7 protein-coding genes are annotated in these 13,986 nt (G+C 35.1%); 4 read left to right on the forward strand and 3 right to left on the reverse strand.

Going from position 1 to position 13,986, the window contains the following annotated elements:
* Positions 1–225 precede the first annotated feature (225 nt).
* The 3 genes from N4A35_03725 to N4A35_03735 all read right to left on the reverse strand — a co-directional run bounded on the left by N4A35_03725 (position 226) and on the right by N4A35_03735 (position 10,777).
* A complete protein-coding gene (locus N4A35_03725) occupies positions 226–4,827 on the reverse strand; it encodes a T9SS type A sorting domain-containing protein (GenBank protein ID MCT4580503.1) in 4,602 nt (1,533 codons plus the stop codon).
* Between the two features lie 166 nt (positions 4,828–4,993).
* Entirely contained in the window at positions 4,994–7,798 is a 2,805-nt protein-coding gene (locus N4A35_03730; protein MCT4580504.1) for a T9SS type A sorting domain-containing protein, read from the reverse strand.
* 165 nt (positions 7,799–7,963) lie between these two features.
* A complete protein-coding gene (locus N4A35_03735) occupies positions 7,964–10,777 on the reverse strand; it encodes a T9SS type A sorting domain-containing protein (GenBank protein ID MCT4580505.1) in 2,814 nt (937 codons plus the stop codon).
* 114 nt (positions 10,778–10,891) lie between these two features.
* Here N4A35_03735 and N4A35_03740 point away from each other — a divergent pair, with 114 nt between their 5' ends.
* The 4 genes from N4A35_03740 (at position 10,892) to ppk2 (N4A35_03755) (ending at position 13,965) form a co-directional block, all read left to right on the forward strand.
* A complete protein-coding gene (locus tag N4A35_03740; protein MCT4580506.1) occupies positions 10,892–11,680 on the forward strand; it encodes an SDR family oxidoreductase in 789 nt (262 codons plus the stop codon).
* A gap of 104 nt (positions 11,681–11,784) precedes the next feature.
* Positions 11,785–12,204, forward strand: a complete 420-nt coding sequence (locus N4A35_03745; GenBank protein ID MCT4580507.1) for a hypothetical protein — start codon at positions 11,785–11,787, stop codon at positions 12,202–12,204.
* Positions 12,205–12,290: 86 nt separating this feature from the next.
* Positions 12,291–13,136, forward strand: coding sequence for a polyphosphate kinase 2 (gene ppk2 / locus N4A35_03750; GenBank protein ID MCT4580508.1), 846 nt, complete (start codon positions 12,291–12,293; stop codon positions 13,134–13,136).
* A gap of 7 nt (positions 13,137–13,143) precedes the next feature.
* Positions 13,144–13,965: a polyphosphate kinase 2 gene (gene ppk2, locus N4A35_03755; protein ID MCT4580509.1), complete on the forward strand. Its 822-nt coding sequence runs from the start codon at positions 13,144–13,146 to the stop codon at positions 13,963–13,965.
* Positions 13,966–13,986 lie beyond the last annotated feature (21 nt).

Consider the following 13,986-nt stretch of genomic DNA (forward strand, 5'->3'; position numbering starts at 1 on the left):
TGAACTGGTTTAATAAAAAACAATTGTTTTGGCATTGTAAGAAACTGAAAGTGATGCGCTTCTAATCTTATCTAATGTTCCTACATTAACGATTAAACTCTTCAATACCTTTATACAACTTCAAAATCTTGAAACAAATAGTTCGAATTCATGTTGTTTGAGGGCATAAAAAAAGCCCTAGAGTTAAACTCTAGGGCTTTTTAGCTTTATAAAAGCTTTGTTAGCTTATTTAACAATTACATTGCTGTTAAAGACTTGGTTATTAGTAACAACTCTTACTAAATAAACTCCTGATTCAACATTTCCTAAAGAAACTTCTTGTTGAGCTCCAGCAGCCATCACATAAGTGTTACTATAAATAACTTTTCCTTGTACATCTATAACTTCCATTACAATGTTACTTTCATTTTTACCATTAGTAATAAAGAAAGTACCATCATTAGGGTTAGGATAAACTCCAAATGTTGTAGCTTCTCCTTCTGTGATATTTGTACAATCAACTAAGTTAACTGTTATTTGAGTAGAAGCTACTGGACAGATACCATTATCTACAACATATGTAAATTGGTATGGTCCATTAGGTAATCCATCAGCAATAAATCTATTCCCATTTAATAGCCCTGTACCTGTATTATCATTCCAAACACCTCCAGCATCAACTGTACCAGTTAATCCATCAAATAAGAATACATCTCCATTACTACAAGCTTGGAAGTTAGAGATTGCAGAACCAGTGTTCGTTTGAGTTGCTGCATTAATAGCTACAGTAGCAGTATCAGCATCACATGTATTAGAAACAATGTAATAAACTTCGTTTCCAGTTAAGCTAAATGCTCCAGTATTAACAGTAGTATCATCTACAATCGCAGAAGAGTTACTTGGATATTCCCAATCTCCTAGGTTTGTCAATTGACCTGTTAAGTTACTCCATAAATCAACTGTATCTCCAGCACAAACAGAAAGAGGCGTAGCTGGTCCTTCTCCAGCGTATCCATCTAATGAATAATCTGAAACAATTAAGTTAATCAAACCACTTTGAGTAGAAGAAGATCCACCTACATAGAACATAACAGTATCACCTGCAGTAGCACCACAAATCTCAACTGAACCTCTTGATGACTGACCACAAACGCTAAAATTCGATGAATTGTATGCAATTTGCCCAAATGTTTCCATACTATCACAAATGATTGTATCGTGAGCATAAGCACCAACCACTGAGTTAAAGTCAGAACCACAAGTAGCGATTAATAAGTGTCCAGAAGTAGGTATAACTGTTTTAAACCATACAGTATTATATTGACTACCAGGTAATGCACTTTCATTAGCCTGTAATGTTGCACCAATATTAGAGAATACTCTTGCAGAGAAATCTGTATTAGGAGCTACAAAGATAGCATCACATGTTGTATCGTTTAATACTGGAGTAGCAACAAATAATGGTCCTACCCAATCACTTTCATCTCCACCTCCACAATTTGCACGAACGTAGAACTCATATACAGCTCCTAAGTTTAATCCAGCAATTGTATCGATAGTATCAGCAGCAACAACCATAGTTCCAGAACCTTGAGTAAAGCCTATTTCTCCATACTCAATATCCCATGATGTTTCAATTGCACCAGCATTCCAGTTAATAACTACTGAATCTTGTGACTGATATACCTCTGCTAAATCAGTAGGTCTAGGGCATGAAATAATTTCTAATTTAATATTATCAATACCTAATCCATCTGAATTATATGGATAGTTATCTTCTTGACCAAATTTAACTTGGAAAGTAGTTGAGAACATTTGTGAGTTATCACCAAGGACTTCAGCAACAAATACACCTTGATCTACGCTAAGCCAGTTATTAGTAACTCTTCCTGACCAATCATAAACCTCAATCCATGAATCGGTATCACTTCCTCTTACCCAAACTCTATCTCCAGAATGATTTTCATCTCCCCAATCAGCAAAGTCGAATGAAAGGAAAACATTATCTGTCAATGTATAGTTTGACATATCTAAAGTTAAAACTAGTTCATTAGCAACTACACTTCCGCTTGTATGTACATCTAAGAAAGCTGCTCCATTTCCTCCATTATTCTCAGGAGCAAATGTACCAATAGTTAATCTACCAAATGCATTATCATCAGTATAGAATGCCCAAGCTTTATCTGTTCCACAATATACATTTCCAGTTCCTACTATTGAATCATTAATTGTCTCAAAATCTTCAACAAATGGTAAGGTTACTGGTTGTAAACTATTACAAGTCTCAATGTTAGTTTGGAAACCAAAAGGTCCTACCCAGTTACTAACATTACCAACAGCACAAGAATCTTGAACGTAGAACTCATAAGCTGTATTTGGAGATAATGTATCTATCGTTAATGGGTTGAATGCATTGGTAATTAAATACCCTGTTCCAGGAGTAAATCCAGCAGGCCCAAACTCAACATTCCAGTTAGTTGCACCTCCAGTTGTCCAACCTAATACAGCAACAGTATCAGTTAAACCTGTAACTGTTAAGTTAGAAGGATCAGCACATGCTGGCTCAAAAATATGAATATCATCGATATACCAACCATCTCTTTGACCACTTCCATCAGACTCTAAAACAAATCTAAAACGAACATTTGCTACATTATAAGCACTTAAATCAAATGATTCTTTTTTCCACCATGAGTTATCAGGTGTCTCTGTTCCAGTTCCCCAATCAGCATATGAATCTTCGTGGAAATATGTTGAATAAGCCCCTGATCCTGTATATGCTGAAGATGGTAAATTTGTGTATGTAGCACCTCCATCTGTAGAGATTTGAACATAACACTCATCATAAGTACCTTCAGTCTTAGCAATATGCCAAAACTCAATAACAGGTGTAGTTGCAACAGATAAATCTAAAATACCTGTTTCATGTAATATATTTTCATCACTTGCTGAATAAGCATTATGCATACTTTGAGTTCCTCCATGTGCTAAAGTTGTTGAAAGAGCCCAAGCTACATCACTACTTGATTCATTTTCAAAAAACAATGTATTATCTTCAAAATCTTCCATTAGTGGGAATGGATGAGGTCCATAAGCTGTAGTGAAAGACAATGAAGTCCAATTACTTACAGCTCCTACTCCACATGAATCTTGAACGTAAACATCATAGCTAGTTCCAGCTGTTAAACCAGTTATATTATATGGTTTAGCAGTATTAACAACCATAGTTCCTGTTCCAGGAGTAAATCCAGCAGGTCCATATTCTAAATTCCAATTTGCTGCTCCTCCAGTAGTCCATGAAATATCAGCTCCTGTTGAAGACACATTTGATGCTGCTAATGCAGTTGGAGCAGGACATGCAGGTAATTGATGGATATCAAAGTTATCTAAATAAAAGTTTAAATCAACACCTCCATAAGTAGCTCCTTCATTTGCCCAAAAAGCAAATTTGGCACTTGAAGTATAAGATGATAAATTGTATAATCTTGTTTCTCCAGTATTAGATGGGCTATTAGTAGCGTTAAAAATCTCTAATGTATCCCAAGTCGTTCCGTTATCTTCACTAATTAATAAGATAATTTCATCATCACTATCTAGCGTTGCAGAATTCGATCCTGAGTAAGTAGTTACACCAACATCAAAACTCAACTCCCAAGCAGTCATCCCAGACAAATCAAACTCTGGACTAATTAACCACTCTTTATCTCCAGTTAACCACATCTCTATTCTAGCAGCACCTGTAGTTCCACTATTTAAGAATCCATCAGATGTCCATTTTCCTGTTCCTAAAGAAGATGGTCCAGCCGAAGGTGTTCCATCACCTGCTTCTTCCCAACAAGTAGGAACAAAAGAAGAAAAGCTTTCTGTATAAACAGGAGTATAAGTACCACATGGAGTTGTAAAAGAAACCGAACTCCAAGCACTTACATCTCCAGCACCACATGAATCTTGTACATATACATCATAATCTGTATTAGCAGTTAGCATAGACAAAGAAAGTGGGTTCGTAACATTTGTCATCAAAGTACCAGAACCAGGAGTAAATCCAGCTGGACCATACTCTAAATTCCAGTTAGCAGCTCCACCTGTTGTCCAACCAATATCAGCTCCAGTTGAAGATACATTAGATGCAGCTAAAGCTGTTGGTGCAGGACAAGAAGGAGGTGTAAATGAATACACTTGACCGTCAGCAGGAACAGTACTTAATGAAGTCGTTTCAGTAGTATTACTAGCATTTGGAGTAGCTCCTGTTCCATCTAGTGACAAGAACGTAGAAACTCCAGAAATCCCAATAGATGCACTTGGCGTATTCGGTGTTCCTGTCTCACTTCTGTAAACATATTCTACAACATTAGTTGTCTCATATAATTTAACTTGAAATGACACAACAGGATCAGAAGATCCAAATCTCCACTCCCAGTTTAAGAACTCGAATGTAAAAACTCGATTGGGAGCTGTTCCAGTTACAACGTAAGCTGCAGTAGAACCACCAGTAGCACTACCATCTAAATCATCCCAAAGTGGAGCTAATAATGGACGACGTACAGCACTCGTATTATCTAAATCATTTGTTGTAGAACTTGATGCTCCCGACGCAAAAGATATAAATCCGTTAGAGCATGCTACTACATCTGTATAATCAACTCCATCAAAATTAAATGTAAATCCGATTGGAATACTTGGTGAAACAGCATCATCTGCTTCAATTGAGTTAACATCTGTCCCTCCCGTTATGGGTGTAAAAGAGCCAGATGAAGCAGCAAAAGCATAAGCTCCAGCCTGAGCATCCGCTTTAGACATGGAGAATAACCCCAGAGCTAAAGAGAATAAAACTGTAATTTTCTTCATTTTGTATATATATTAGTTAATAAATCAAAAATAAAAGTACAAAATTATATTAACAACAGATTAACATGTTGATAACTATAGGCTTTTGTACAAAATAAAAAAAAAGGCTTGTAGAAAATTCTACAAGCCTTTTTCACTTAATAATTTAGTTTATTATCAAATAGTTTTACTTAACAATCACATTTGTATTAAATACTTGATTATTAGTAATTACTCTTATTAAATAAACTCCAGCCTCAACATTTCCTAAAGAAACTTCTTGTTGAGATCCTGAAGCCATAACATAAGTGTTACTATAAATAACTTTTCCTTGTACATCTATAACTTCCAATGCTATATTACTGTCATTTTTACCATTTGTAATAAAGAATGTTCCGTTATTAGGATTAGGATATACACCAAATGTTGTAGCTTCTTCTTCCGAAATATTCGTACAATCAACTAAGTTAACCGTTACTTGTGTAGAAGCAGCAGGACAAACACCATTATCCACAGTATAAGTAAACTGGTAAGGTCCATCAGGTAATCCATTCGCTACAAATTTATTACCATTTAATAAACCAGTGTTGGTATTATCAGTCCAATTTCCACCTGCATCAATAGCACCTGTTAACCCTTCAAATAAATATACATCTCCATTACTACAAGCTTGGAAATTAGAAACTGCAGTTCCTGTATTTGTTTGTGTAGCAGCGTTAATAACCACAGTTGCAGTATCGGCATCACATGTATTTGTAACAATATAATAAACTTCGTTTCCAACTAAACTAAATGCTCCAGTATTTGCTGTTGTATCATCAACAATAACTGCCGAATTTGAAGGATATTCCCAATCTCCTGCATTTGTTAATTGATTTGAAAGCTGACTCCATAAATCAATTGTATCTCCAGCACAAGCAGCTAAAGGCTCTTGAGGCCCCTCACCTGCATATCCTTCCATTGAATAATCTGAAACGATTAAGTTGATAATTCCACTTTGAGTAGAAGAAGACCCACCTACATAAAATAAGATGGTATCTCCAGGAGTTGCTCCACAAATTTCAACACTTCCGTTACCATACGATCCACAAACACTATATGAAGATGAAGTATAAGCGCTTGCATAAGCAACTTGACCAAAAGTCTCCATACTATCACATATTAAAGTATCATAAGCATAGGCTCCTACAACTGAAGTAAAATCCGAACCACAAGTTCCAATCACTAAATGACCTGAAGCTGGTATCACAGTCTTAAACCAAGCTGTATTGTATTGAGTTCCAGGTAAACCACTTTCGTCAGTTTGTAAGGTTGCTCCAATATTAGAAAATACTCTAGCAGAAAAATCAGTATTTGGAGTAACTAGAATAGCGTCGCATGTCGAATCATTTAAAATTGGTGTAGCATAAACATAAGGACCTATCCAATCACCTTCATCTCCACCACCACAATCAGCTTGTAAATAGAACTCATAAATTGCTCCTAAGTTTAAGTTAGCAATAGTATCAATAGTATCACCTACAGCAATCATTGTACCTGATCCTTGAGCAAATCCTAGTTCTCCATACTCTATATTCCACATTGTTTCTTGATATCCAGCATTCCAGTTAAAAACAACTGTATCCATGTTAGCATAAACTTCTGCCATATCATATGGGTTTGGACATGTAGGTTCATAAATATGTACATCATCAATATACCATCCCTCATCTTGAACAGAACCATCAGATTCTAATCTAAATCTAAATCGAACGTCAGATACTGTATAACCAGCTAAGCTAAATTGCTCTTTTTTCCAATGCGAATTATCAACATCATCAGTATTATCCCATTCACTGTATGAATCCTCATTAAAATAACCTGAGTAACCTCCGATTCCTCTGTAAGTAGACGACGGCAATACAGAATAAGTAGCTCCTCCATCAGTAGAGATTTCAACAAAAGCTTCATCACAACAACCTTCCAATTCAGCAATATGCCAAAACTCTAATACAGGAGCTCCTGTACCCGATAAATCTAAAATACCTGTTTCATGTAAAATATTATCAGCATTTGAACCATAATCATTATAAGCACTTTGGTTTCCTGAATGCGCTAATGCATTAGTTAGTACCCAATCAGTATTTGAACTTGCATCATTTTCAAAGAATAAAACACTATCCTCAAAATCTTCCATTAATGGGAATGGATGCATGTTTGGTAAAGTAGTTAAACTTAACACAGACCAGTTACTTACATCACCAGCTCCACATGAATCTTGTACATAAACATCATAACCAGTATTAGATGTTAACATAGATAAACTATATGGATTGGTAATATTCATAACCGTTGTTCCTGACCCAGGTGTAAATCCAGCTGGACCATATTCAATGTTCCAGTTAGTTGAACCACCAGTTGTCCAACCAATATCTGCACCACTTGACGTGATATTTGAAGCTGTTAAAGCTGTTGGTTGTGGACATGACGGAGCAGGTCCCTGTGACATTACAATATCATCGATATAGAAATAGTAATCTCCTGTACCATAATTAGTATAAAACCTCATGTACATGTCTCCAGGTAATGGAGTAAAGGTAACATTAACCGAAGCACAAGAAGTAGACGGCGAATGATTAGAAGCATCTATTGTGTATGCTGTTGTCCAAGGACCTGAAGCACTTGCAGAATACTGAACCTCAGTAGTTCCAAACGTAACAGGAGTAGCTCCTCCACCAGACCAGTCTATAACTTTATACATAAAATCTAAAGTTATTAGCCCTCCATTTGATGTTCCTATCGAACTCGATGTTAAGTTACCTCCTGAACTGGTGTAAATATTATCCCTTACCGAAGTGCTCGCCTCGCAAGGGTCTGTTGTAGTGGTTGAGTAGGACCCAGACCAGACGCCCATACTACTTTCAAAATCCTCAGAATATGAAATCTGAGCATTTGCATTGTAACCTCCTAGTGTCAGTAGAGACAATGCAAAAAATTTGTAAAATCTTTTCATTTTTTAATCGTTATTAGTTAATAAATCGAAAATAAAAGTACAAAAATAAATTAACATTAGATTAACATAGTGATCACTTAATCTTATTATTAGACAAAAAAAGGCCTGTAGAGCTTTCTACAGGCCTTTTTTTATAAGCTAAATATGATGTTTTATCCAGCTATTCTATTCAATAATCACATTTACATTAAACATTTGATTATCTGTCATTAATCGTATTAAATAGATTCCTAAATCTATGTTTTCTAAAGAAACTTGTTGTTGGCCTCCAGCTTCCATCATAAAAGTGTCAGTATAGAGCACCTTACCTTGAATGTCGATAACTTCCATTACAACTGAGTTTTCTTTTTCATTATTTGTAATGATAAAAGTTCCTTTATTTGGATTAGGGTATACATTAAATATGGTAGGTCCATTTTCCGAAATAGTTGTGCAATCCACTAAATTTACGGTTACTTGGGTAGAGGATGGAGGACAAACACTGTTATCAACAGTATAAGTAAACTGATATGGTCCATCTGGTAAACCATCTGCTATAAACTTACTATCGCTACTTAGCAAACCTGTATTCGTATCATCTTCCCATGTTCCTCCAGCATCAATGGTTCCAGTTAGCCCATTAAACAAAAAGACATCTCCATTACTACAAGCTACAAAGTTTGACAATGCTTCACCTGAATTGGCTGCTGTTACAGCGTTAATAACTACAGTTGCAGTATCAGCATCACATAAATTGGCGACAACATAATAAATTTCATCTCCAATCAATGATAGTGCCCCTGTATTTGCAGTGGTATCATTTACAATAACAAATGGATTAGATGGATACTCCCAATAACCATTATTTGATTGCTGATTAGAAAGTTGCTCTCGTAAGTTAATGGTATCACCTGCACATACTGACAATGGTTCATCTGGACCTTCTCCAGCATACCCGTCAAACGAATAGTCTGAAACTACAAGGTGGATGATTCCACTTTCAGAATAACTCGTCCCCCCAACATAAAACATTACTGTATCACCAGGAGTTGCCCCACAAATTACGACCGCACCATTACCTGAGGCACCGCAAACACTATAGGTTGATGGTGAATAAGCACCTGCATATCCAATTCTATGAAAAGTTTCCATACTGTCACATATTAAAGTATCATTTGCAAAAACTCCAACTATTGAATTAAAATCAGAATTACAAGTCTCAATCAACAGATGGCCTGAAGCTGGAATAACAGTTTTAAACCACACTGTATTGTATTGTTCACCTGGTAAATTACTTTCACCCGCTTGCAATGAAGTCCCAATATTGGAAAATATTCTAGTTGAAAAATCTGTATTAGGACTGACAAAAATAGCGTCACATGTTAAATCATTCAATGCCTCTGTAGCGACAATATGAGGTCCCATCCAGTCACTAACATCTCCACTACCACAATCAGCTTGGACATAAAATTCATACACAGCTCCTAAATTTAAGTTTACAATTGTATCCTGAATATCATTTGAGGAAACAACGGTTCCTGTTCCTTGAACAAAACCTATTTCTCCATACTCAATATTCCACATTGTTTCTTGATTCCCAGCTGTCCAGCTTATAATAACACTATCCATACTAGAATAAGTGTTCACAAAGTCAAACGGAGTCGGACAACTCGGTTCATATATCTTTATATCATCAATATACCAACCGTTACCATTATGCTGTGAATATCCATCTGCATCTACGACAAAACGGATACGAACATTTGAAACGCTATAATTTCTCAAATCAAAAACTTCTTTTTTCCACCAACTATTATCAGGGCTCCCCCCATCTGTACTCCATTGAGTATATGAGAGATTTGCAAAATAACCAAAATAAGCTCCAGCACTTCTATATTCTGAAGAAAGTAAATTATTATAAGTTACACCACCATCAATTGAGATTTGTACACGACATTGATCGAATTGTTCTGTATTAGCAATATGCCAAAATTCTAATACAGGAGCTCCAGCCATTGATAAGTCTAAAATACCTGTTTCGTGCAAAATATTATTCTCGTTTGAATGGTAAATATTCTGTACACTGTGATTTCCTGAATGGGCTAATGTATCGGTTAATATCCAATCAGTATTTGAATTTTCATCGCTTTCAAAAAACAGAACACTATCTTCAAAATCTTCTAATAAAGGAAAAGGGTGCATACTTGGTTGAGTTGTTACACTAATTACTGTCGAGGCACTAACATCTCCTACCCCGCAAGAGTCCTGAACATAAATATCATAATTTGTATTTGGGTTTAACATTGTTAAACTAAATGGATTGGGCACATTGAAAGCCTTAGTTCCTGAGCCAGGCATAAATCCTACTGGACCGTATTCTACATTCCAATTAGCTGCCCCTCCACTTGTCCATAATATATCTACTCCATTTGAAGTAATATTTGAAGCTGAAACATTTAATGGCTGTGGACAAGAAGAAACTGCCCCTTGGATTAAGTTAATATCATCAATATAAAAATAATAGTCTCCAGTATTATAAGTTGTAACAAAACGCATATATAAATCACCTGGACTAGGAGTAAAATTCGCATTGATGGTATTACATGAAGAAGACACATTATGGTTAGAAGCATTTATGGTGTAAATTGTTTGCCAAGGTCCAGAAGCACTAGCTGCGTATTGAACCTCAGTAACTCCAAACGTTGAATGTGTAGGTAAATTTCCATAATAATCAATCACCTTATATTTAAAATCTAAAGCAATTGTACCACCATTAGAAGTCCCAATAAGGCCTGAAGTCAAATGACCACCTGATGGATTATAAATATTATCTCTTACAGACATTATGCCTTCACAGGGCATTATGCTCGAAGTAAAATACGAGCCTGACCAAATTCCCATTCCATTTTCAAAATTTTCGGTATACGAAATTTGAGCATACATTTTGTAGCTCGTCGTTACTATTAGGGATAGTGCAATTAATTTTAATATTCTTTTCATTTTTTCATTCTATTGATTATAAAATTTTAAGTACTTTCACGAAAGTATATGATCACGCATTAATAACTAAATTTTTAATAAAATCTATAGTACTACATCAAAACACTAATCTATATGAATTTAGAACTAAAAAATAAAACAGCTTTTGTTTGTGGAAGCACCCAAGGAATAGGTAAAGCAACAGCTATTCAATTAGCCCAACAAGGTGCAAACATTGTGCTTATTGCTCGTAATGAAACAGCCTTAATAACAATAAAGAATAGCCTACCAACTTCTGAAAATCAAAAACACGATTATATTGCTGTTGATTTCTCTAATCCAGCAAACGTTTCGGCTAAAATTAGCGCGTATATCAAAAAACACCCTTATGCTAACATACTTGTCAATAACACTGGTGGCCCTGCTGGCGGATTAGCAATTGACGCCAATACAGATGAATTTATTCATGCTTTTAACATGCACCTCATTAACAATCAAATTCTTGCTAAGCACTTAGTTCCTTTGATGAAAGAAAATGGTTACGGGCGCATTATTAACATCATTTCAACTTCTGTAAAACAACCTTTGAACGGTTTGGGGGTGTCTAACACAATAAGAGGAGCTGTTGCTAACTGGTCAAAAACTCTAGCTAATGAACTAGGTCAATACAACATCACTGTCAATAATGTATTACCAGGAGCAACCAATACCATTCGTTTAAAAACAATTATTGAAAACAAAGCTTCAAAATCGGGTCAATCAATTGATGAAGTTAGTCAAACGATGACCAGTCAAGTTCCCATGTTAAGGTTTGCAGAAGCTGAAGAGATAGCCAATGGCGTTGCGTTTCTAGCGTCCCCAGCAGCAAGTTATATTAATGGAGTTAACTTGCCTATTGATGGGGGAAGAACAAAGTCACTTTGATCTTATAATAAATCAGTTTTAAGGCTGACAAATCTCACTTAAACAGTTTGCTTGAATAGCTATCTTAGAGGTGTAGAAATTAAATAACACAAAAAAGTAAAAGTATGACGCAAACCGTTGAGATTAATCAAGGAGAGATTAAAATTAAATTTAATGAGCCAGTTAAAGGAAAAGTTAGTTTAAAAGACCTAGGTATCGAAAGTGAATCAATCACATTAGAGAGTGGGTTATTGAGGCTAGTTTTTGATATGGAAGGAATTGGGGAACACCATTATTTTCAGGTACCAACCATGACTATTGTTTATGAAGAAGAAGTTGGAGAAACCCATTGGCAATGTGATTTTAACGAGGAAACAATAGTCGATAAGACAGACCACCATGGTCACTCGACAGTGATTTTATTAAATAGAAAAAAATTAAGTGAATTGGAGCATAGACATGAAAACACTTTAATTCTACACGCTGAATTCCCTCAGCCTGTTCATTTGAGTACAACAAAGTCTACCATCAATTTCTTTAATTAAAATTATTGAATAATTAATTTATAACTTATATTTATAATGCCTTGCACCTGAGAAAGTGCAAGGCATTATTTATAAAACCCTTTTATATGTTTAGTGCCGAAGATTTCCTTTCCATGAAATCAAAAGAAGATTTTATAGAGATTGCGAATAAAAAAGAGATAAAAATTTCTAAAGTTTTAAAGAAATTAAATTACGAAGAAGAACTTAAAAAACTCCAAGTTGAATTGGTTAATTTGCAACAATGGGTTTCCAAAAATAAATTAAGAGTTGCTGTAATTTTTGAAGGACGTGATGCAGCTGGAAAGGGAGGTTCGATTAGACGTTTTACAGAACACTTAAATCCACGTTCGATGCGTGTTGTTGCCTTAGCAAAACCTACCGAAGTTGAAAAGGGTCAATGGTACTTTAGACGTTACATAAAAGAATTGCCTAACCCTGGAGAAATTGTTTTCTTTGATAGAAGTTGGTATAACAGAGCTGTTGTTGAGCCTGTTATGGGATTTTGTACAAAAGAACAGTATGATAAATACATGGTCCAAGTACCTGAGTTTGAACATATGCTATATGAAGATGGTGTTATTCTTATCAAGTTTTGGTTTTCAATCTCTAAAAATGAACAGATTAAACGTTTTGAAAGTCGTCTCAATAACCCTTTAAAAATATGGAAGTTTAGTCCTGTTGACAAGCGAGGGCAAGAATTATGGGATGATTATACTTTTTATAAGGAACAAATGTTTAGTAAAACACATACTTCATACAGTCCTTGGATTATTGTAAAAACCAATGACAAAAAAGAAGCTAGATTGGAAAGTATTAGATATGTGCTTTCTCAATTTGAATACGATGGAAAAAAAGATGCTTCTACTACCCTATTTCCTGACCCAAATATCATCAATAGATACCATAGACATGTAAAACAAATCGATAACTAAATCAATTATGGAACTAGAAACAATAAATTTAACCGAAGAAGACATCAAAGTATTAAATTCCAAAGCTGGTTTAAAACGTTTAATTTCATACCCCAAAATTGATTTAAAGAAAACGATTCGTTATGTTAATTACGAAAAGTATTTGGATGAACTACAAGTCGAATTAATTCAATTACACAATTGGGTGATTAACAACAATAAAAAAATGATTGTTGTTTTTGAAGGAAGAGATGCAGCTGGTAAAGGTGGAGCTATCCGAAGAATAACGGAACATATCAACCCTCGTCACTTTAAAATCGTCGCACTTCCAAAACCAGATGAAGTTGAAAAAGGGCAATGGTATTTTCAACGTTATGTCAACCAATTACCCAAAGAAGGCGAAATTGTTTTCTTTGACCGTAGTTGGTATAATAGAGCAATTGTTGAACCTGTGAATGGTTTTTGTACTCCTGAAGAATACGATACTTTTATGAATCAAGTGAATCATTTTGAAAAAATGATTACCGAATCAGGAACAATTTTAATCAAACTCTATTTTTCAATCTCAAAGGAAGAACAGGCTAAACGTTTTGAAGACATCAAGAAGAATCCACTAAAAAAATGGAAAATGACACCTGTTGATGAAAATGCTCAGGAACTTTGGGATGTGTATACCAAATATAAAAAAGCCATGCAGAAAAAAACTAATACCAAGTATGCTCCATGGAAAATTATCAAAGCGAATAAGAAGACAAAAGCTAGAATCGCTGCAATTGAACATCTATTAGCTGTAACTCCGTATGACAATAAAAATGAGGAATTATTAAATAGTTTTACCAGAGAAGAATAGCCCTTAAATCAAATCATAAAA

It is taken from the genome of Flavobacteriales bacterium (assembly GCA_025210295.1).
Lineage (GTDB): Bacteria > Bacteroidota > Bacteroidia > Flavobacteriales_D > Parvicellaceae > S010-51.

Coding starts and splice junctions, on each gene's coding strand:
- N4A35_03725 (MCT4580503.1), bottom strand. CDS start 4,827: ATGAAGAAAATTACAGTTTTATTCTCTTTAGCTCTGGGGTTATTCTCC.
- N4A35_03740 (MCT4580506.1), top strand. CDS start 10,892: ATGAATTTAGAACTAAAAAATAAAACAGCTTTTGTTTGTGGAAGCACC.
- ppk2 (MCT4580508.1), top strand. CDS start 12,291: ATGTTTAGTGCCGAAGATTTCCTTTCCATGAAATCAAAAGAAGATTTT.
- ppk2 (MCT4580509.1), top strand. CDS start 13,144: ATGGAACTAGAAACAATAAATTTAACCGAAGAAGACATCAAAGTATTA.
- N4A35_03730 (MCT4580504.1), bottom strand. CDS start 7,798: ATGAAAAGATTTTACAAATTTTTTGCATTGTCTCTACTGACACTAGGA.
- N4A35_03745 (MCT4580507.1), top strand. CDS start 11,785: ATGACGCAAACCGTTGAGATTAATCAAGGAGAGATTAAAATTAAATTT.
- N4A35_03735 (MCT4580505.1), bottom strand. CDS start 10,777: ATGAAAAGAATATTAAAATTAATTGCACTATCCCTAATAGTAACGACG.